The organism is Pseudomonas frederiksbergensis, assembly GCF_000802155.2.
Lineage (GTDB): Bacteria > Pseudomonadota > Gammaproteobacteria > Pseudomonadales > Pseudomonadaceae > Aquipseudomonas > Aquipseudomonas frederiksbergensis_A.
Genome location: NZ_JQGJ02000001.1, coordinates 244,082 through 261,911 on the forward strand (window position 1 = coordinate 244,082; position 17,830 = coordinate 261,911).

Annotated in this window: 16 protein-coding genes; 3 read left to right on the forward strand and 13 right to left on the reverse strand. The window is 62.7% G+C overall.

Annotation, left to right across the window (positions count from 1 at the left end; translation table 11 throughout):
• Nucleotides 1-16: 16 nt before the first annotated feature.
• From JZ00_RS01060 to JZ00_RS01095, 8 genes are all read right to left on the reverse strand, one after another.
• On the reverse strand, nucleotides 17-460 hold the full coding sequence (locus tag JZ00_RS01060; protein ID WP_039591246.1) for an HIT family protein: 444 nt from the start codon (nucleotides 458-460) through the stop codon (nucleotides 17-19).
• A complete protein-coding gene (locus JZ00_RS01065) occupies nucleotides 457-843 on the reverse strand; it encodes a response regulator (protein WP_039591248.1) in 387 nt (128 codons plus the stop codon). Before JZ00_RS01065 ends, JZ00_RS01060 begins: the two co-directional genes overlap by 4 nt.
• Nucleotides 840-3,023, reverse strand: a complete 2,184-nt coding sequence (locus JZ00_RS01070; RefSeq protein WP_046508771.1) for a PAS domain-containing sensor histidine kinase — start codon at nucleotides 3,021-3,023, stop codon at nucleotides 840-842. Before JZ00_RS01070 ends, JZ00_RS01065 begins: the two co-directional genes overlap by 4 nt.
• Before the next feature lie 186 nt (nucleotides 3,024-3,209).
• Nucleotides 3,210-4,040, reverse strand: coding sequence for an amidohydrolase family protein (locus JZ00_RS01075; protein WP_039591250.1), 831 nt, complete (start codon nucleotides 4,038-4,040; stop codon nucleotides 3,210-3,212).
• 31 nt (nucleotides 4,041-4,071) lie between these two features.
• Nucleotides 4,072-5,361, reverse strand: a complete 1,290-nt coding sequence (locus JZ00_RS01080; RefSeq protein ID WP_039591251.1) for an MFS transporter — start codon at nucleotides 5,359-5,361, stop codon at nucleotides 4,072-4,074.
• Nucleotides 5,362-5,489: 128 nt separating this feature from the next.
• On the reverse strand, nucleotides 5,490-6,221 hold the full coding sequence (locus JZ00_RS01085; protein ID WP_039591253.1) for a GntR family transcriptional regulator: 732 nt from the start codon (nucleotides 6,219-6,221) through the stop codon (nucleotides 5,490-5,492).
• Between the two features lie 131 nt (nucleotides 6,222-6,352).
• Entirely contained in the window at nucleotides 6,353-7,564 is a 1,212-nt protein-coding gene (gene arsJ / locus JZ00_RS01090; protein WP_039591255.1) for an organoarsenical effux MFS transporter ArsJ, read from the reverse strand.
• 9 nt (nucleotides 7,565-7,573) lie between these two features.
• Nucleotides 7,574-8,578: an ArsJ-associated glyceraldehyde-3-phosphate dehydrogenase gene (locus JZ00_RS01095; protein ID WP_039591256.1), complete on the reverse strand. Its 1,005-nt coding sequence runs from the start codon at nucleotides 8,576-8,578 to the stop codon at nucleotides 7,574-7,576.
• Between the two features lie 270 nt (nucleotides 8,579-8,848).
• Between JZ00_RS01095 and JZ00_RS01100 the strand changes: the two genes are divergently transcribed.
• Entirely contained in the window at nucleotides 8,849-10,549 is a 1,701-nt protein-coding gene (locus JZ00_RS01100) for an amidase (RefSeq protein WP_039591257.1), read from the forward strand.
• Between the two features lie 75 nt (nucleotides 10,550-10,624).
• On the opposite strand, the gene JZ00_RS01105 is transcribed toward JZ00_RS01100, so the two are convergent.
• Nucleotides 10,625-11,401, reverse strand: a complete 777-nt coding sequence (locus JZ00_RS01105; RefSeq protein ID WP_039591258.1) for an EAL domain-containing protein — start codon at nucleotides 11,399-11,401, stop codon at nucleotides 10,625-10,627.
• A gap of 383 nt (nucleotides 11,402-11,784) precedes the next feature.
• On the opposite strand from JZ00_RS01105, the gene JZ00_RS01110 reads away from it, so the two are divergent.
• Nucleotides 11,785-13,134: an OprD family porin gene (locus JZ00_RS01110; protein ID WP_039591259.1), complete on the forward strand. Its 1,350-nt coding sequence runs from the start codon at nucleotides 11,785-11,787 to the stop codon at nucleotides 13,132-13,134.
• 117 nt (nucleotides 13,135-13,251) lie between these two features.
• The gene (locus JZ00_RS01115; RefSeq protein ID WP_039591260.1) at nucleotides 13,252-14,202 is read left to right on the forward strand and encodes a DNA/RNA non-specific endonuclease; all 951 of its coding nucleotides are present in this window, start codon (nucleotides 13,252-13,254) and stop codon (nucleotides 14,200-14,202) included.
• A 43-nt stretch (nucleotides 14,203-14,245) separates the two neighbouring features.
• Here the strand turns inward: JZ00_RS01115 and JZ00_RS01120 are convergent, their stop codons facing one another.
• The 4 genes from JZ00_RS01120 to JZ00_RS01135 all read right to left on the reverse strand — a co-directional run bounded on the left by JZ00_RS01120 (nucleotide 14,246) and on the right by JZ00_RS01135 (nucleotide 17,772).
• A complete protein-coding gene (locus JZ00_RS01120) occupies nucleotides 14,246-15,085 on the reverse strand; it encodes an oxidoreductase (protein WP_039591261.1) in 840 nt (279 codons plus the stop codon).
• A gap of 20 nt (nucleotides 15,086-15,105) precedes the next feature.
• The gene (locus JZ00_RS01125) at nucleotides 15,106-15,870 is read right to left on the reverse strand and encodes an SDR family NAD(P)-dependent oxidoreductase (RefSeq protein WP_039591262.1); all 765 of its coding nucleotides are present in this window, start codon (nucleotides 15,868-15,870) and stop codon (nucleotides 15,106-15,108) included.
• Between the two features lie 184 nt (nucleotides 15,871-16,054).
• Nucleotides 16,055-17,347 carry a PQQ-dependent sugar dehydrogenase gene (locus JZ00_RS01130; RefSeq protein ID WP_039591263.1) on the reverse strand — a complete coding sequence of 431 codons (1,293 nt, stop codon included), beginning with the start codon at nucleotides 17,345-17,347 and terminating at the stop codon, nucleotides 16,055-16,057.
• On the reverse strand, nucleotides 17,344-17,772 hold the full coding sequence (locus JZ00_RS01135) for a DUF2231 domain-containing protein (protein WP_039591265.1): 429 nt from the start codon (nucleotides 17,770-17,772) through the stop codon (nucleotides 17,344-17,346). The genes JZ00_RS01130 and JZ00_RS01135 overlap by 4 nt, the downstream gene beginning before the upstream one ends.
• Nucleotides 17,773-17,830 lie beyond the last annotated feature (58 nt).

Consider the following 17,830-nt stretch of genomic DNA (forward strand, 5'->3'; position numbering starts at 1 on the left):
GACAAGCGCTACGGCCTCAGCCCCCCGAACGAATACGCCCCACCAACCGCGCCTGCAACGCCTCGAGCTCCTTCGGATCGGCTTTCCCTTGCCCGTGTACCCCAGGCGCCTGTCCTTCCCAACGCGGAACGATATGCACATGGATGTGAAAGACTGTCTGGCCAGCCGGCGCGCCGTTGAATTGGGCGATCTGCACGCCGTCCGGCTGCAACTCGTCGACGATGACGCGGGTAAGGCGTTGCACCGCCGCCATCATCGTGCCGAGGACTGCCGGGTCGACATCGAGGATATTGCGGGCCTGGGCCGCCTTGGGAATGACCAGCACATGGCCGCGTGATTGGGGAAAGATGTCGAGGAAGGCCAGCACATCGTCATCTTCGTAGATCTTGTAGGCAGGGGCTTCGCCGCGAAGGATCATCGCGAAGATGTTCTGGGAATCGTATTGGCCGTGCAGACTCATGGTTGCTCCTTGGACAGGCTTTGGTGGTTCAGGGTCAGCGCAATCTTCAACTGCAATTCGCTTTCTGAAAACGGCTTATGCAAAACCGGATACCGGGCAAACTCGGCGGGCACACCGCTGGCGCCGTATCCGGTGCTGAACAGAAATGGAATCTTACGATCCCGCAGGATTTCGGCAACCGGAAAAACCCGCTCCCCGGCGAGGTTGACGTCCAGGATCGCCAGGTCGAACTGCGCCGTACTTGCCACTTCACGGGCCCGGGCGAGCCGCGGGACGGAGGCCACCACCTCGCACCCCAGCTCTTCGAGCATTTCCTCGATCAGCATGGCAACGGTCCCCTCGTCCTCGACGAGCAGCACCTTGATCCCAGCAAATAACGTCATGCGTGATGCTCGGTGACCATGAACGAGAAGCGGCAGAGCACGCCCTCAGGTGCGAAGGTCAGCACGAATATCCCGCCCAGGTCGCGCTCGATGCAGCGTTTCATCAATCGCGACCCCAGCCCCTCGCGTTCCGGCGGTGACACTGGCGGACCGTCCTGCTCGCGCCAGTCCACGGTGAGCAACACGCCGTTCGATTGCGGCTGGACATTCCAGTTCACCGAAAGCCGGCCTGTCTCGACGGACATCGAACCGTATTTCAGGGCGTTGATCGCCAGTTCGTTGAGGGTCATCGTGAGGCCGAGCGCCACCCGGGTGTCGACCTCGATGGCGTCGCCCTCGATCGAGATACGAGCAGGGTCGGCGCCGAAAATGGGCATCAGCACTTCCTGGGCCAGGGACGCCAGGGCCGTATGCCCCCAATGCCGCCTCGTCAGCAGGTCGTGGGCGCGGGACAACGCGAGCAGCCGCGCTTCGAAGCGGTTGTAACCGTCCTTTGCGCTTTCTGCGTTGCGTGCGGTCTGGGCCGCCAGGGACTGCACGGTGGCCAAGGTGTTCTTGACCCGATGGTTGAGTTCGTCGATCAGGGTTTTTTGCCGATCTTCCGCCTGCTTTCGCTCGGAAATGTCCACCAGCATGTTGATGGCCCCCACCAGGTTGCCCTCGGCATCGTGCAGCGGCGTCGGGTATGGGGTAAACGGCACGCGGGTGCCGTCGGGACGTTCGGCAACCGCCTCGACACCGCGTATCGGCCGGTTTTCCTTCAGGGCCACCGCCATCGGGCATTGATCGTGGGGCAGGAAGGTGCCGTCGGTGTTGAACAATTTCCAGGTTACGCACCAAAGGTCGCCCAATTGTGGCGTTCGTCCCGACAGCTCCACCGCCGCGCGATTGAAGAACGTGATACGACCTTGCGCATCGGTGGTGTAGACCGCCGCCGGCAGTGCCTCGAGCAGGTTGCGCATATGCCGTTCGCTGTCGCGGATCTGGTTTTCCATGCGCCGCGCCAGCGTGACGTCCTGGAGTACCCGCACGCCATAGCGAAACGCGCCGTTGGCGTCCCGGACAGAAGAACTGTGGATGTCCAGGTAGACAGTCTCGCCATCGGGCTTGAAAGCGCGCTTGCGCAGCGCATAGTTGTCCATTTCACCCGCGACCTGGCGGGCATAGAGGGCCGCATCCTGGTCGATGCTCTCGGAGTGGGTGTAGTCCAGGAATGTCATCGCCAGCAGTTCTTCCCGCGTGCGGCCGAGCATGTTGCAGAAAGCGTCGTTGACGCGCAGCAGCCGGCCATCCGCCCCACACTCGGCAATGCCGATCGTGGCCGCTTCGTACGTTGCCGACAGCCTGTCGTCGCTCTCCTGGCGCGCCGTCTCGGCCGCATGGACACCCGTCATGTCCACCGTGAAGCAGCGCGTATTGAACAGTTTTCCCGCTTCGAAGCGCCCGTTGGAGGTGATGGTGACATGCTTGATCGAACCGTCCTTGGCCCTCAGGCGCGCCGGGTAGTCCTGCAGGCACTCGCCGCTGCCGAGCTTATCCAGGATGTCATTGATGACCGGCTCGTCGACATGGAAATCAGTGATGCTGCGACCGATGTACTCCTCTGCCGAATAACCCAGCAAAGCCAGTTCAGCCTTGTTGGCGCGCAGGATGAGGCCGTCGGCGCTGACGATGTGAAGGCCCACGGCGCTGTTTTCGAAAAAGTCCTCGAGGTCGGCATTCTTGCGCTGCAGCTCATCAGCCATGGCGTGCTGGGCGGAGACGTCCTGAAAGCAATTGATCGCCCCCTGGATGACGCCTTGTGCGTCTTTGAGGGGCCGGATGTTGACCAATGCCACGACGCGCGATCCGTCAGTACGCTCGATCAGCACTTCCTGGTTGCGCGTCGCGGCTCCCGCCTCGAGTGCCCAAGCCATCGGGCAATCTTCGAACGCGAGCGGGGTGCCGTCGGGCAGGAAAAGTCGATAGGAACCGCAGAAACGATCACCGCCCTTTCCCAATGTGGGCGTTCGCCCCCACAGGGTCGCCGCCTCGCTGTTGTACCGGACCAGCCAGCCGTCGTGATCGCACAGGTACACCGCGCCAGGAATCGCATCGAGCGCGCTGGCACCCATCGCCAAAAGACTTTCGTAATCGCTCTGCGCGCGCGTCTCCGTGGGAAACGCTTCTATGTTTGACATGGTTGATCCTCGATCCGCCTGGCTGAATACCTGCTACACAACGATCCCGGTATAAAACCGGGTAGAGATCCAGGCTCGGATACTTCATTGAATCTGCCAGCGCGGATTTTTTCATGCAGCAACAATGCATTCTAGATCGTTATTCATACCGCGAGTTCAGGAAAGTTGGATGCGGCGGCGCGGGGTTCAGAACTTGAACAGTGTCCGAGGTGTTTCCACCATGAGCGCACGCATCAGTTGCGGTGGGCACTCCAGTGCCTGCAACTGCTGCATCACGGTGTCGAAGCCCACATCGCTTTCATGTTGCGTATGCGGCCAATCACTCCCCCACACCAGCCTGCGAGGGCCGAAACTTTGCTCCAGCAACGCCAACGCGGCGTGGGCGAAGTCGAGGTTTTCCCGCTTCGTCCCGGCCAACCGGTAGATGCCGGAAACCTTCATCCAGACTTGCCCGCCCTGCCCCCACTTGAGCACCTCGGCGAAGCCCGGCTGCTCGACGCCCAGGCGCGCATCCGGACGGCCGAAATGGTCGATCACCAATTGGACGCCAAAAGGAATCAACTGCCGAATCAACCGCGGCAGATGATCGACCGGTGCATGCAATTCGACGTGCCAGCCCAGTTCGGCAAGATGGCCTAGGAATCCGCGCCAGATCGTTTCGCGAAAATCAGGCACGGCCTTGCCCATCAGGTTCAAGCGAACGCCGACCACGCCCAGCCGCGCCATGTCATCGAGCATCGCTCGGCTGACCTGCGGCTCCACCACCACGACGCCACGCAGTCGCTCCGGCGCCTGCCGGAGGGCCGCCAGCAGGTAACGGTTGTCGGTGCCGAGAAAACTCGGCTGGACCAACACCCCATGGCTCAGGCCGTAGCAACGCAGGTGTTCCAGGTATTGCGCCAGCGTGGCGTCATAGTCCGGTGTGTAGCGCCGCGCGGCAGCCAGCTCCAACTCACGGCTGAACACGTGGGCATGGCAGTCGATGCCGGTGATCGGCGTAGTGCAGGTATCAACCATGGGTATCCATCTTTCTGTAGATAAGCAGTAATCAGGCCCGTGCGCTTTCGCTGCCAGGCGCTACGTCGGATGCCGGTTGCGCCGTGGTCTCGAGACTTCGTCCGCGGGTTTCGGGCAGGCAAAGCGCCGCGAGTACCGCCACGCCGTAGGCGATGCCGGCATCGATCCCGATGGCCGACCCCAGGGACATGGAATCGCTCATGTGGCCGACCAGGAACGGAAACACCGCCGACAGGACCCGGCCGAAGTTGTAGCAGAAGCCGACGCCGGCGCCGCGCACATCCGCCGGGTACAACTCGTTGAAAAACGCGCCGAGACTCGCCGGAATGCCGGCCGCGAAAAAGCCGAGCGGGAAACCCAGGAACAACATCTGGGTGTTGGTCAGTGGCAAGAACACGTAGCACTGCACCGTAACCACACAGCACAGCGCGAACAGCAGGATGTTCTTGCGTCGGCCGATGCGGTCGATCAGCAGGCCGCTGACGACACAACCGCACCAGAAGGCGAAGATGATCACCGCCAGGTAGCCGCCGGAATTGAGCACCGACAGATTGCGCTCGGTCTTGAGAAAGGTTGGCAACCAGGTCATCACCGCGTGATAACCGCCATGGGCACCCAGCCCCAGCAAACCACCGAACAAGGTGACGCGAATCAGTTCAGGCCGAAAGATACCGCCCAGGGACTTGAAGAAACTCTGCGGGATGCCCTGTTCTTTTTGCAGGCGCTGGAAGCTGTCCGGCTCCTCGACATTACGACGCACCCAAATGATCAGGAACGACGGCAACAGGCCAACGATGAACATCACTCGCCAGGCCATGTCTTGCGGCACCAGGGAATAGATCAGCGTAAAGACCCCGACCGCCAGGCCCCAGCCCACCGCCCAGGCACTCTGCACTGTGCCCATGACCTTGCCGCGGTATTTCGGATTGATCGTCTCGGCCATCAACACCGCGCCGGCCGCCCACTCCCCGCCAATGCCAAAGCCCTGCAAGGCCTTGACGATCAGTAGCTGGTGAAAACCGCTGACGAACGCCGACAGGAAGGTGAAGAACGAAAACCAGAGGATCATCCACTGCAGCGTGCGCACCCGGCCATAGCGATCGGACAACGTCCCGCCGACCCAACCACCCAGGGCCGAAGTGACCAGCGTGACGCCGCTGATCAACCCGGCATCGCCCTTGGACAAGGCGAATGCGGCGATCAGCGCCGGGATCGCCAGGCCGAACATCTGGACTTCCAGCGCGTCGAGCGACCAGCCGCCGAAACACGCCCAGAACGTCTTGCGCTCCCGCGAAGTGATTTGCCGATACCAACTGAACATGATTTTTATCCTTGTAGGTGGAACGAAAGGCAGCCGAAAGCGAACCGCGCCGCTACCGGCCAGTCAGGAAAACAAATACGGCAAGGGCAGCGATATCCGCTGCCGGGAGGTCAGTTGACGCGGCGTGGTCAGCGAATCTCCACGCTGTAGCGGAAATGCTCGGCATGCCCGCGCGAACGCCGCCATTCCAACGGGTTGCCCGCGTAATCCCGGGCCAGGCGCTCGATCACCACCACCGGGCTGTTGACCGGCACCTGCAACAGGCGCGCGTGCACGTCGTTGACCGACTCGGCGGTGAGGGTTTCCTGCGCATAAGCGACAACCTGTCCGCAGGTTTCTTCGTAGATGGGATACAGCAGCGGACCTTGCTGGCTCAGGTCGATTTCCAGCAGCGGCTGGAATCGGCTGCGAGGCAACCAGATCTCTTCGGCGAGCACTGGCTTAACATCCAACAGACGCACCCGGACAATGCGGATGACCGGCGCGTCCACCGGCAACCCCAACGCCTGGGCCACCGCTGACGGCGCGGCCACCGGCTCCACCGACAAGATGCGACTCTGCGGAACCCGACGCTCACCGGACGCGGACTGAAAACGGAAGAAACGGAACAGCGACGACTGGAACTGGGGACGACGAATGAAGGTGCCTCGGCCCTGCTGGCGCTCCAGGACGCCCTCGCTGACCAACGCATCGATCGCCTTGCGCACCGTCCCGGTGGACAGCCCGTATTCGGCTGAAAGCGCCGCCTCCGTGGGGATCGCCTCCCCCGGACGCCAGCGATTGTTGGCGATCTGCTCGGCCAACTGGTCACGCAAACGTTGATAGAGCGGCAGGCGGGCATCGCTGGAGAGTGGGTTCATGAGACGTTATCGACCTTATTATCTAGTCATCTATATGAATGTGCGCCGAGTATTTCCTCCTATCGGCAATGTTGTCAAGAACGGACAAGGTGATGGCTAGACGAACGGAGGCAAGCGAAGGCTCGCAGAGCTCAGCGATCTGGGGGTGCGTGCCGAGGCAACGCGAACGAAATCAATGCGGCGAGCAGCACGAACGCGCTGGAAATCCAGAGGCATGCGGCCAACCCGTACCCTTGATAAACCCAGCCCGAGAGCAGCGTCCCGACCAACCGCCCGAGCGCGTTGGACATGTAGTAGAACCCCACGTCCAGCGACACACCGTCCTCCTTGGCATACGACACGATCAAGTAACTGTGCAGGGACGAATTCACCGCGAACAGCGCGCCAAACAGCATGAGCCCACCCAACAGCACCGCCTGATGAGACAGCCCCAGCGCTATCGCCGCCGGCAACCCCGCCAGCGCCAGCGCCCAGAGGAACGCGGCGCGACCGTCGGGCACCTGGCCGCGCTTCCTTGCGGTGATAGTCGGCGCCAGGGATTGCACGATGCCGTAGCCAATCACCCAGGCGGCGAGGAAACCACCCACCGTCCAGAACTCCCAGCCCAAGACACTGCTCAGGTAAACCGGCAAGGCCACCACGAACCAGACGTCCCGGGCTCCGAACAGGAACATCCGGGCCGCAGACAGAATATTGATCGCCCGGCTTTTCGAGAAGATGTCCCGGAACTTCGGCTTGGCTTTGGCCTTGCCCAAGTCTTTTTTCAGCAGTATCAGGCTGCCGACCCAGATCAGCGCCAGCACAGCCGCCATCGCCAGCAGCGCACCCTGGAAACCAAGCAACGCGAGCAACGCCCCGCCGAGGAAAAAGCCGACACCTTTGAGCGCGTTCTTCGAGCCGGTGAGAATGGCGACCCATCGATAAAGCGTGCCCTGCTGCCCGGCCGGCACCAAGAGCTTGATCGAGGACTTGGCACTCATCTTGTTCAGATCCTTCGCAATGCCGGACAACGCCTGGGCGCTCATCACCCAGGCGACCGTCAGCAACGTGGAAGGAACGGTGAGCATCAACAGCGCCACGACCTGCAACCCCAAGCCGAGGTTCATGGTCCGGTTCAGGCCAAGCCGGGCGCCGAGATAGCCGCCCAACAGATTGGTGATCACCCCGAACAGCTCGTAGAACAGAAACAGCGCGGCAATCTGCAACGGGCTGTAGCCCAGCGCATGAAAGTGCAGCACCACCAACATGCGCAGGGCACCGTCGGTGAGCGTGAACGCCCAGTAGTTGCCCGTGACGAGCAGGTACTGGCGCACTTCTGGCGCGAGGGCCGACAAGATGTTCATCGCGACTCCTCAGCCAGCCAGGCCAACCATCCGGGCCAGCTCGACGGTACGGTTGGCATAGCCCCATTCGTTGTCGTACCAGGCATAGAGTTTGACCTGGGTGCCGTTGATGACCATGGTCGACAGGCCGTCGATGATCGAGGAACGCGGATCGGTGCGGTAATCGATGGACACCAGCGGGCGCTCTTCGAAACCGAGGATGTCCTTGAGCTCATGTTCGGCGGCGTCCTTGAGCAAGCGATTCACCTCTTCGACCGTGGTCGCTCGCTCGACCTCGAACACGCAATCGGTCAGCGATGCATTGGCCAACGGCACCCGCACGGCATGGCCGTTGAGGCGTCCGCGCAGTTCCGGGAAAATCTCCGCAATGGCAGTGGCCGAGCCGGTGCTGGTGGGAATCAGGCTCAGACCCGACGCCCGGGCGCGGCGCAGGTCCTTGTGCGGTTGGTCGAGAATGCTCTGGGTGTTGGTCAGGTCATGGATGGTGGTGATCGAACCGTGGCGGATGCCGAGTTTTTCGTGAATCACCTTGACCACGGGTGCCAGGCAGTTGGTGGTGCACGAAGCGGCAGTCACGATGCGATGTTGATCGGGCTTGAACTGCTGATGATTGACGCCCATGACGATGTTCAAGGCGCCGGGCTCCTTCACCGGGGCGCTGACCACTACGCGCCGCACACCCTGATCGAGATACCCCTGCAGGACCGCGACCGTTTTCATCTTGCCGCTGGCCTCGATCACCACGTCGCAGCCCGACCAATCCGTCTCGCCGATCGTCTTGTTGGCCGTGACCTTGATGCGTTGCCCCTCCACGACGATGTTGTCGCCCTCGGCTTCGGCCTGACGATGCCAGCGGCCATGCACCGAATCGAAGTTCAACAGATGGGCGTGGGTCGCCGCGTCACCTGCCGGGTCGTTGATCTGTACGAACTGAAACTCCGGCCAGCCCCAGGCTGCACGCAGGGCGAGGCGACCGATGCGGCCAAAACCGTTGATGCCAATTTTTATCGTCATGGAGGGGCACTCATATGTGTTTAGCCGAATATATGGTTTTTCGCATATAAGTGAAAGTCCAGCGTCACTTTGCTCGTCTGAGGTGTCGAGGCAATGCGCTCCTTGCCCACAGTTCCTTTGTAATTCTCGATCGATGGAGTGCCCTCAGGTCACGCTCGTAGTACAGTCTCCACCCGATTATCAGAACCCATTTTGAACGATGTGAAACCACCGGGACTCCGTTCGAACGGTTCCTCGCACACATCATTCACCAGCCGCAGCGGTCACAGCATGATTGAAATCACCGAAGTCTCCATCGCCCAACTCCGGGCTGCGCTCGAATCCGGCCAGACCACGGCGGTCGAATTGGTCCAGGCATACCTTGCCAGGATCGATGCGTACGACGGTCCGCAAACGCCCACGGCCCTCAACGCGGTGGTGGTTCGCAATCCCGACGCACTGGATGAGGCAAAGGCATCCGATGACCGTCGGGCCAGGGGCCAGACGCTGGGCCCACTCGACGGCATTCCCTACACGGCCAAGGACAGCTACCTGGTCAAAGGCCTTACCGCCGCCTCTGGCAGCCCGGCCTTCAAGGATCTGGTCGCCTATCGCGACGCCTTCACCATCGAGCGGTTGCGCGCCGCCGGGGCGATCTGCCTGGGCAAGACCAACATGCCGCCCATGGCGAACGGCGGCATGCAGCGCGGCGTGTATGGCCGTGCCGAAAGCCCCTACAACGGTGATTACCTTACGGCACCTTTCGCCTCGGGTTCTTCGAACGGTGCAGGCACCGCCACCGCCGCCAGTTTCGCCGCCTTTGGCCTGGCCGAGGAAACCTGGTCCAGCGGACGCGGCCCGGCTTCCAATAATGGGCTGTGTGCCTACACGCCGTCGCGCGGGGTGATCTCGGTGCGCGGCAACTGGCCGCTGACGCCGACCATGGACGTGGTCGTGCCCTACGCCCGGACCATGGCCGACCTGCTCGAAGTGCTGGACGTCGTGGTCGCGAACGACCCGGATACCCGCGGCGACCTGTGGCGCCTGCAACCCTGGGTGCCGATTCCCCCCGTCGATTCGGTTCGCCCCGCCTCCTACCCCAGCCTCGCTGCCAAACCCGAGACGCTGGCGGGCGTGCGCTTCGGCGTCCCGCGCATGTACATCAATGCCGATCCCGAGGCGGGTACCGCCGAAAAGCCTGGGATCGGTGGCCCGACCGGCCAGCGCATCATCACGCGCCCGTCGGTGATTGCGCTTTGGCAAGAAGCGCGCAAGGCCCTGGAAGCCCAAGGCGCCGAAGTGATCGAGGTGGATTTCCCACTGGTGTCCAACTGCGAGGGCGACCGTCCTGGCGCGCCGACGGTGTTCACCCGCGGCCTGGTGTCCAAGGAATTCCTGCACCATGAACTGTGGGACCTGTCGGCCTGGGCGTTCGATGATTTCCTGCGGGCCAACGGTGACCCGAAACTCAACCGCCTGGCGGACGTCGACGGACCGCTGATTTTCCCCCACGACCCAGGCACCCTGCCCAACCGCGAGGACGACCTCGCCGCAGGCATGGACGAGTACGTGAAGATGGCGCAGCGCGGCATTACGCCGTGGGACCAGATCCCCACCCTGCCCGAGGGTTTGCGCGGCCTCGAAGAGACACGCCGGATCGATCTGGAAGACTGGATGGCGCGCCTCGGCCTGGACGCGGTGATCTTCCCCACCGTGGCAGACGTCGGGCCGGCGGACGCGGACGTCAATCCAGCGTCGGCCGACATCGCCTGGAGCAACGGCGTCTGGGTCGCCAACGGCAACCTCGCCATCCGTCACCTGGGCGTGCCCACCGTCACCGTGCCGATGGGCGTCATGGCGGACATCGGCATGCCTGTCGGCTTGACGTTCGCCGGCCGCGCCTATGACGACTCGAAGCTGTTGCAGCTGGCTTCGGCATTCGAATCGATGGGATCGAAACGGCGGATTCCGCCGAGGACTCCACCGTTGTAACCACAACAGGGACATGACCTGGAAAAGCAGGCCCACCGGGGTGAGGCCTGCGCCACCGTTGCTTCAGGCTATCGGTTAATCAAAACTTCCGACCGCAAGCCGGCCGACCTCAGGCCGCGCAAACAGGAATCCCTGCATCAGTTCGATGCCCATCGCCAGCAGCGTGGCGCTTTCCTCACGCGTCTCGACGCCCTCGGCAATGACGGTGATCCCCAGGCGGTTGGCGACCAGGATGATCCCTTCCACGATGGCCCGCTTGACCCGGTCGTGGTCGATGCCTCGGGTCAGCGCCATGTCGATTTTCAGTACCTGGGGCTGGAACATCGCCAGCAGGTTGAGCCCCGAGTAACCGGATCCGAAATCATCGATGGCGGTGGTGAAGCCCTGGCGCTCGTATTCCAGGAAAATCGACTTCAAGTGATCAGGGTCGTCGACCCGCTCGCCTTCCGTCACTTCGAACATCAGCCTGTCTGGCGGAAAGTTAGTGTTCCGCGCGGCCTCCAAAGTCGCGCGGATGCAGGTCTCGGCCCGGTACACGGCGTTGGGGAGGAAATTGATGCTGAGCAGGCAGCCGGGAATGTCCAGCATACCCAACCTTGCGGCTTCTTCGATGGCTTTCACTCGACAGGCCTGGTCGAACCGATAGCGATTGCTGTCATTCACCAGCCCAAGGATATGGCCGGCCGACTCGCCATTCACGCCGCGGACCAACGCCTCATACGCAAACGCCTGGCGCGTGCGGACATTGAAGATCGGTTGGAAAGCCATGGTGAAATCGAACCCCAGCGCTTCACGGTCGCGACACTCGGCGCAGCCAAGGGATTTGAAATTCGGATGAGAAGATTGGGTCATGATCTGTGTTCCGTCGCGGCAGCGGGCGTCCCTGTGACGCAGAAACTATAGGCAATCCCTCTTGAGTCGGCACGGGCCCGGCTTTCTGGAGTGCTGTCGGGCCCTTTGATCGTATGACCGCCGTGTCAAATCAGGCGTTCACTCGATTATCGGCTCGTAATTAACAACGTTTAACTCGCACCCGCGCGCAGCGTCACCAAGAATGGTCGCTCTGTTCAGACCTTCCAAAGCGGGAGGCGCCGACCCGCGCACGGTACGCCGGCGCGCTTTTCGCCGGCACGGAATTCATGTCATGGCCCATCCATCGCCCAGCACCGCCAGGACGCCCATCCTGGAGGATTGCGCGCACCCTCTCGCCACACTTTTTGACCTGGAACTGCCGCATGTCGCCTGCAATGAAAAACCTGATCGCCCACGGACAAGGAACGGCCCCGCTGAAGCCACTCTGGCTCCTCGCCTTGCTGGCAGGAAATGCCCCGGCACTGGCGGCGCCCACCACGCCCGGCTTCGCGCAAGGGGCATCGCTGGAAGTGCTGAGCCGTAACTTCTACCTCAACAATGACTACCGCTCCCCTACCTCGGCGGGCAAAAGCTACAAGCAGGAATGGGCGCAAGGGTTCATTGCCACGTTCGAGTCCGGCTTCACCCCCGGCTCCTTTGGCGTAGGCCTCGACGCCCATGGCTTCCTCGGGTTGAAACTGGACGGTGGCAAGGGCCACGCCGGGACGGGATTGCTGCCGCTGGACAGTGAGGGCCACGGCGAGGACCAATATTCCAGTGCCGGTGGCGCGCTGAAATTCAACGCGTCGCGAACCACCCTGGCGCTGGGCGAAATGACCGTGGAAACGCCGGTATTCGACACCGCGGACAAACGTCTGCAACCGGAATACGCCAGCGGCGTCCTGCTCAGCAGTCGCGAAATCGACGAGGTCGATCTGCAGGCCGGTCACTTCAGTGCATTCAAGAATCAGGATGCATCCACCGCCAAGGGCGATTTTTCCGGCTACGGCGCGACCACCCGCCACGGCCACATCGACTTTATCGGCGCCGATCTGTTCAGCGGCCGCAAGCTGGGCGGCGCCCTCTATGCTTCCGAACTGAGCGACACCTGGCGCCAGTATTACGGCAATCTGCACGCGACCGCCGGCAGCCTGTTTCTCGACGGCAACGTCTATTACACCCGCGACCACGGCCAGGCCATTGCGGGGGCTCTCGACAACACTGCGTTCAGCCTGTCGGGAAAATACCGGCTCCAAGCCCAGGCGTTCACCCTGGCCTATCAGAAAGTCCATGGCGACACGCCTTTCGATTTCGTCGGTGGCGACTCCATCTATCTGGCCAACTCAATCAAATATGCCGACTTCAATGGCCCGGGCGAGCACTCCTGGCAAGCCCGCTACGATCTCGACCTGGGCGCCGTGGGCATTCCCGGCCTCAGTTTCATGGCGCGCTACGTAACAGGAAGCGGCATAGACGGCAGTCACGCTCCCCGTGGCGGTGCCTACAACCCGTTCGACAACGACACCGGCACCTACAGCCCGCAGCAGGGAGACGGTGGCCGGCATTGGGAGCGCGACCTGGACCTGCGCTATATCGTGCCGTCAGGCCCGGCCAAGGACCTGTCGCTGCAGGTGTCCCACGTCACCCACCGCGCCAACGACGCCCAGGCCGGCGATGACATCGACAGGCTGTACATCGTCATCCAGTACCCGCTCACACTGGGACCGTTCTGAAGGCATGCCGGCTTCCATGGGTGGCAGGGTCATTAAACGTTCATCGGAGCGACAGCATCATGACTCGCAACAAACGCTGCACAGTCACGATTTTTGCCAGCCCAGCGAGGAAGCGCCATGCCGCCATCAGGACAACCGTTGAATCTGTCCCATCGTCCACGGCTTGCGGATCTGCGACCGCTCGTTCAATCCTTGCGGTCGCAAGGCGATTCCCTGCGCCAGCCCGCAAGCCCGAGGATCACGCCTGCGTCGCAGTTGGAAAATCGCAAGGGATACCGCAATGACTTCCTTGGCGATTTCACCGTGCCCTGGCCAAGCCTGGAAGCAACCCAGGCAGAGGACGCCTACCCGACCGGCAATACCGAGAACCGCCTCGATTACACGCACTTTTCGATCACCATGTCGCGGCGTCGGCGACTGGCGCTCGTCGTCGGCGTGAATATTGACGGGGCCGGCAGTGTCGAGGTGGATCGCGGGCGTGATGCCTGGGCATATGACGGTCGGCTGCCCAGCGATGCGCAGCTTGGAGAAGCCCTGTATGCCGACAACCTGCTCGATCGCGGCCATCTGGTGAGGCGCCAGGACCCCAACTGGGGGCCGGACGCCCACACGGCGAATGCCGACACCTTCCACTTCACCAACTGCTCGCCGCAAATGGCGGCCTTCAATCAGAAAACCTGGCTTGAGCTCGAGGACTACATTCTCGACAACACCCGGCGGTGGCAAGCCAGGGCCACGGTGTTCACCGGACCGCTGCTGCGGGAGGACGACCCGACCTACAGGGGCGTGCGGATTCCCACCGCATTTTGGAAAGTCGTGGCATTCCTTGGTGATGACGGCAAGCCCTCGGCCAGCGCGTATATGATCGATCAGCGCCGAGAACTGGGAAAACTGGAACTCATCTTCGGAGCGCTCAAGACCTACCGACACAGCGTCGTTCAGATCGAAGCGCTGACGGGTGTCCGTTTTGGTGATCTTGCCGATTACGATGGTTTTTCGAATGAGGAGCGGTTGACGGGGACACGGATCGAAGCCCCCATCCGAGGTCCGGAGGATATCCGTCTCTAAACGGGCCAACCGGCGCCCTGCACAACGGGCGCCGGTCAGACTTTCAACGGTCGGGATCCGGAAAATCAGCCCCACGGGCTGTCGCCTCCCAGGCGCGGAACTCGGTCTGCATGGCGGACAGCTTCGCCATCGCCACCTCGAACGCCCGGTTGCCCAACAACAACCGCTGCGGTGGTTGCTCGGCATTGACCGCCGCGTAGATCGCCGCAGCCGCACGGGCCGGGTCGCCTTCCTGTTGGCCGATCGAGGCGTGATAGGCGCGCCGTGCAGCGCCAGCGGTGGCGTCGTAGTCGTCGATCGGCTCGCGGACCTCGTCCGCCGAGCCGGCCCATTCGGTGCGAAACGCACTGGGCTCGACGGTCATGACGCGAATGCCCAGCGGCTCGACTTCGGCGCGCAGGGCGTCACTGAGACCTTCCACCGCGAACTTGCTCGCGCAGTAGTAACCCACCGCAGGAAAGCCGGCGAGCCCGCCTATGGACGTCAGGTTGACGATCGTTCCCCGCCGCCGCTGGCGCATGCCTGGCAGCACCGCGTGGATCATGCCGGCGGTGCCGAACAGGTTGACCTCCAGGAGCCGACGCGCCGCCCGTGGATCGGTTTCCTCGACGGCGGCGAAATAGCCGATACCAGCGTTGTTGACCAGCACATCGACCGCGCCGAAGACCCGCTCGCTTGCCGCCACCACATCGCGGGCCTGCTGCGGATCAGTGACGTCCAGCGGCAGCACCAGGGCTTCGCCAAGGCGGGCCAGATCCTCCACATATTCAGTCTTGCGAGCCGTGACCACCACGCGCTCACCCTGCTTGAGCAGATGCTCGGCAATGTAGCGGCCAAAACCAGTGGAGCAGCCGGTCACCAACCAGGTTCTTGGGTTGTTCATGACATTTCTCCTTCGTGGATTCAACCTGCGGTGACCGTCATGCCGCCATCCGCCATGACCACCGAACCGACCATGAAACTGGCACGGTCCGACGCCAGGAAGGCGACCACCTCGGCGATTTCCTCCGGTTGCGCGGCCCGGCCGATGGGCGCGGCTTCACCGTGCTGGGCGAGAAACGCGGGGCCATCCTCGACCACGTCATTGAGGATATTGGTGACCACATCGCCGACGCCGACAGCATTGACGCGGATCCCATGCTCGATGACTTCCAACGCCAACGTACGCGTCAGTTGCGCCAGGGCGCCCTTGGACGCGGTGTAGGCGGCGATGGTCGGGAACGCGAAATAGGACGCGTAGGAGGCGATGTTGACGATGGCCCCGGCTTTGTTGGGGATCATCGCCTTGACGGCTTCGCGTGAATGCAGGAACGCGGCGGTGGCGTTCACGGCCTGGATGCGCTCCCAATCCTGGCGGGTCATGTCGACCACCAACTTGTTGATGATGATGCCCGCGTTGTTGACCAGGATGTCCAGCCGGCCGAACTGCTCCACCGCCAGCCCCACCGCACGCTCGGCGGCGCCGTCCTCGGTGATGTCGGCCACCAGCGGCACCAGCCCCGGACGGGCCAGTTCGTTGACGGCAGGGTTGATGTCCTCGGCGATGACCTTGGCGCCACGGGCGTGCAACAACAGGGAAATGGCCTTGCCGATGCCGCTGGCGGCGCCGGTAACCAGCGCGACCTTGCCTTCTACTTCTTTGGAAATGCTGTGTTTGATATCGCTCATGGTGGTTCTCCTCATTGACAGGCCGACGAGGTATTCGCCGGCGCGCTGTCGTGATTGACGGCTTTACTGTCGCGCAATGAAGGAGATCGGGCTTTCGTGAGGTTGCGGTGACTGTCGGGATCTTGCGCGAAACTGCAGAACCAGCGCGGTAGCCCGGGACAACGATGCGTCCCGGGCTTGAAGTTCACGGATTGCGCGTTACCCGCCACACCGTGTTCGCCAGGTCATCGGCAATGATCAAGGCCCCCCGAGGATCGACGGTCACGCCCACCGGCCGGCCTCGGGTCTTGCCATCGGAACCGCGGAACCCGGTCACGAAATCAACCGGCTCACCCGTGGGCCGACCGTTGCTGAACGGCACGAAGATCACTTTGTAGCCCACCGGCTGGTCACGGTTCCAACTGCCGTGCTCGCCCACAAACGCGCCTTCGGCGAACTTTTCGCCCATGGCCGAAATGGAAAAATCGACACCCAGGGCGGCGACGTGGGAGCCCAGGCTGTAGTCGGGCTTGACCGCGGCAGCGACTTTTTGCGGATCCTGCGGCTGCGCCCGTGGATCGACGTTCTGGCCCCAATAGCTATAGGGCCAACCGTAGAATGCACCTTCGCGCACCGAAGTCAGGTAGTCCGGCACCAGGTCCGGCCCCAACTCGTCCCGTTCGTTGACCACCGCCCATAGCTGCCCGGAGCCTGGCTCGACCTTGAGCGCCGTCGGGTTGCGCAGGCCGGTGGCGTAAGGCTTGTGGGCGCCCGTCTCGGCGTCGATCTGCCAGACCATCGCCCGGTCGATCTCGACTTCCATGCCCCGCTCGGTGACGTTGCTGTTGGAACCGATACCGACGTACAGCGAGCGCCCGTCGGGGCTGATGGCCAGCGCCTTGGTCCAGTGATGGTTGATCGCCGAGGGCAAATCAGTGACCTTGACGGGCGCCCCGCTGGCCTTGGTCTGGCCGTCCTGATAATCGAAGCGAACCAGCGCGTCCTGGTTCGCCACGTACAGCTTGCCGTCGGCAAACGCCAGGCCATAGGGCGCGTTGAGGTTTTCGGCAAAGACAGTCTTCAGCTCGTAAGTGCCATCGCCATCGGCGTCACGCAGCAGCGTCAGGCGGTTGCCGCCCTTGACCTGGGTGTTGCCCTTGGCCTTGATAACGCTGGCGATCACGTCCTTGGGCTTGAGCTTCGCGGCGTTTCCCCCACGACCCTCCGCCACGAGGATATCGCCGTTGGGCAGGACCAGGGTCTGGCGCGGGATCTTCAGGTCGGTGGCGATGGCAGTGATCTCGTAGCCTTGCGGCACGGTCGGCTTCTGCTCACCCCAAGGCACCGGCTCGGCGATTTTCATGCTCGGCAACAGGCCACGCTGGGGCTCGGGCAACTTCGGATCCGGGCCGCGCGCTTGCGTGGTGTCCCCTTCGCCTCCGCAGGCGCTCAATAGCAAGGCCATGCTCAGGGCCGTCAATGCGATGCGAGGTTTCATTGCTCACCTCCCGAACGCAGGTTGGTCAGCCCGACCCAGGCCGCCACGCAGGCCAGCAGGGTCACGACGACGGACAACGCCAGGCCCTGGGGCATGCTGGCCCAGGCATCCTTGGCGTGCTCGAAAGCGTTGATCAGCCCCAGCACCCAGGTGGCGAACAACAGCAGGAAATAGCCTACCGGACGCCCGGCCTTGTGGTTCGCGCGGATCAGGTTGACCAACGCGAACAACAACGCCAGCCCACAAAACAGCAGCCCGCCGGCAATCAGCCAGGAGGCGAAATTGCTCCACTGGATCTGGTAGGTCTTGTAGTAAGCGATGTCGCTGAGCAGGCCCCCGAGAAACAGCGGAACCGTGCCGGCAAGCAGGACCGCATGGAGCGGCCCCGGCGTGCTTCGGTAGATAGGATGGGCGGTAACGGTCATGACAGCTCCTTATCGTTCAGCGCCCTGTCGGTCATTTCCAAGAGAATTGACTGGCAGG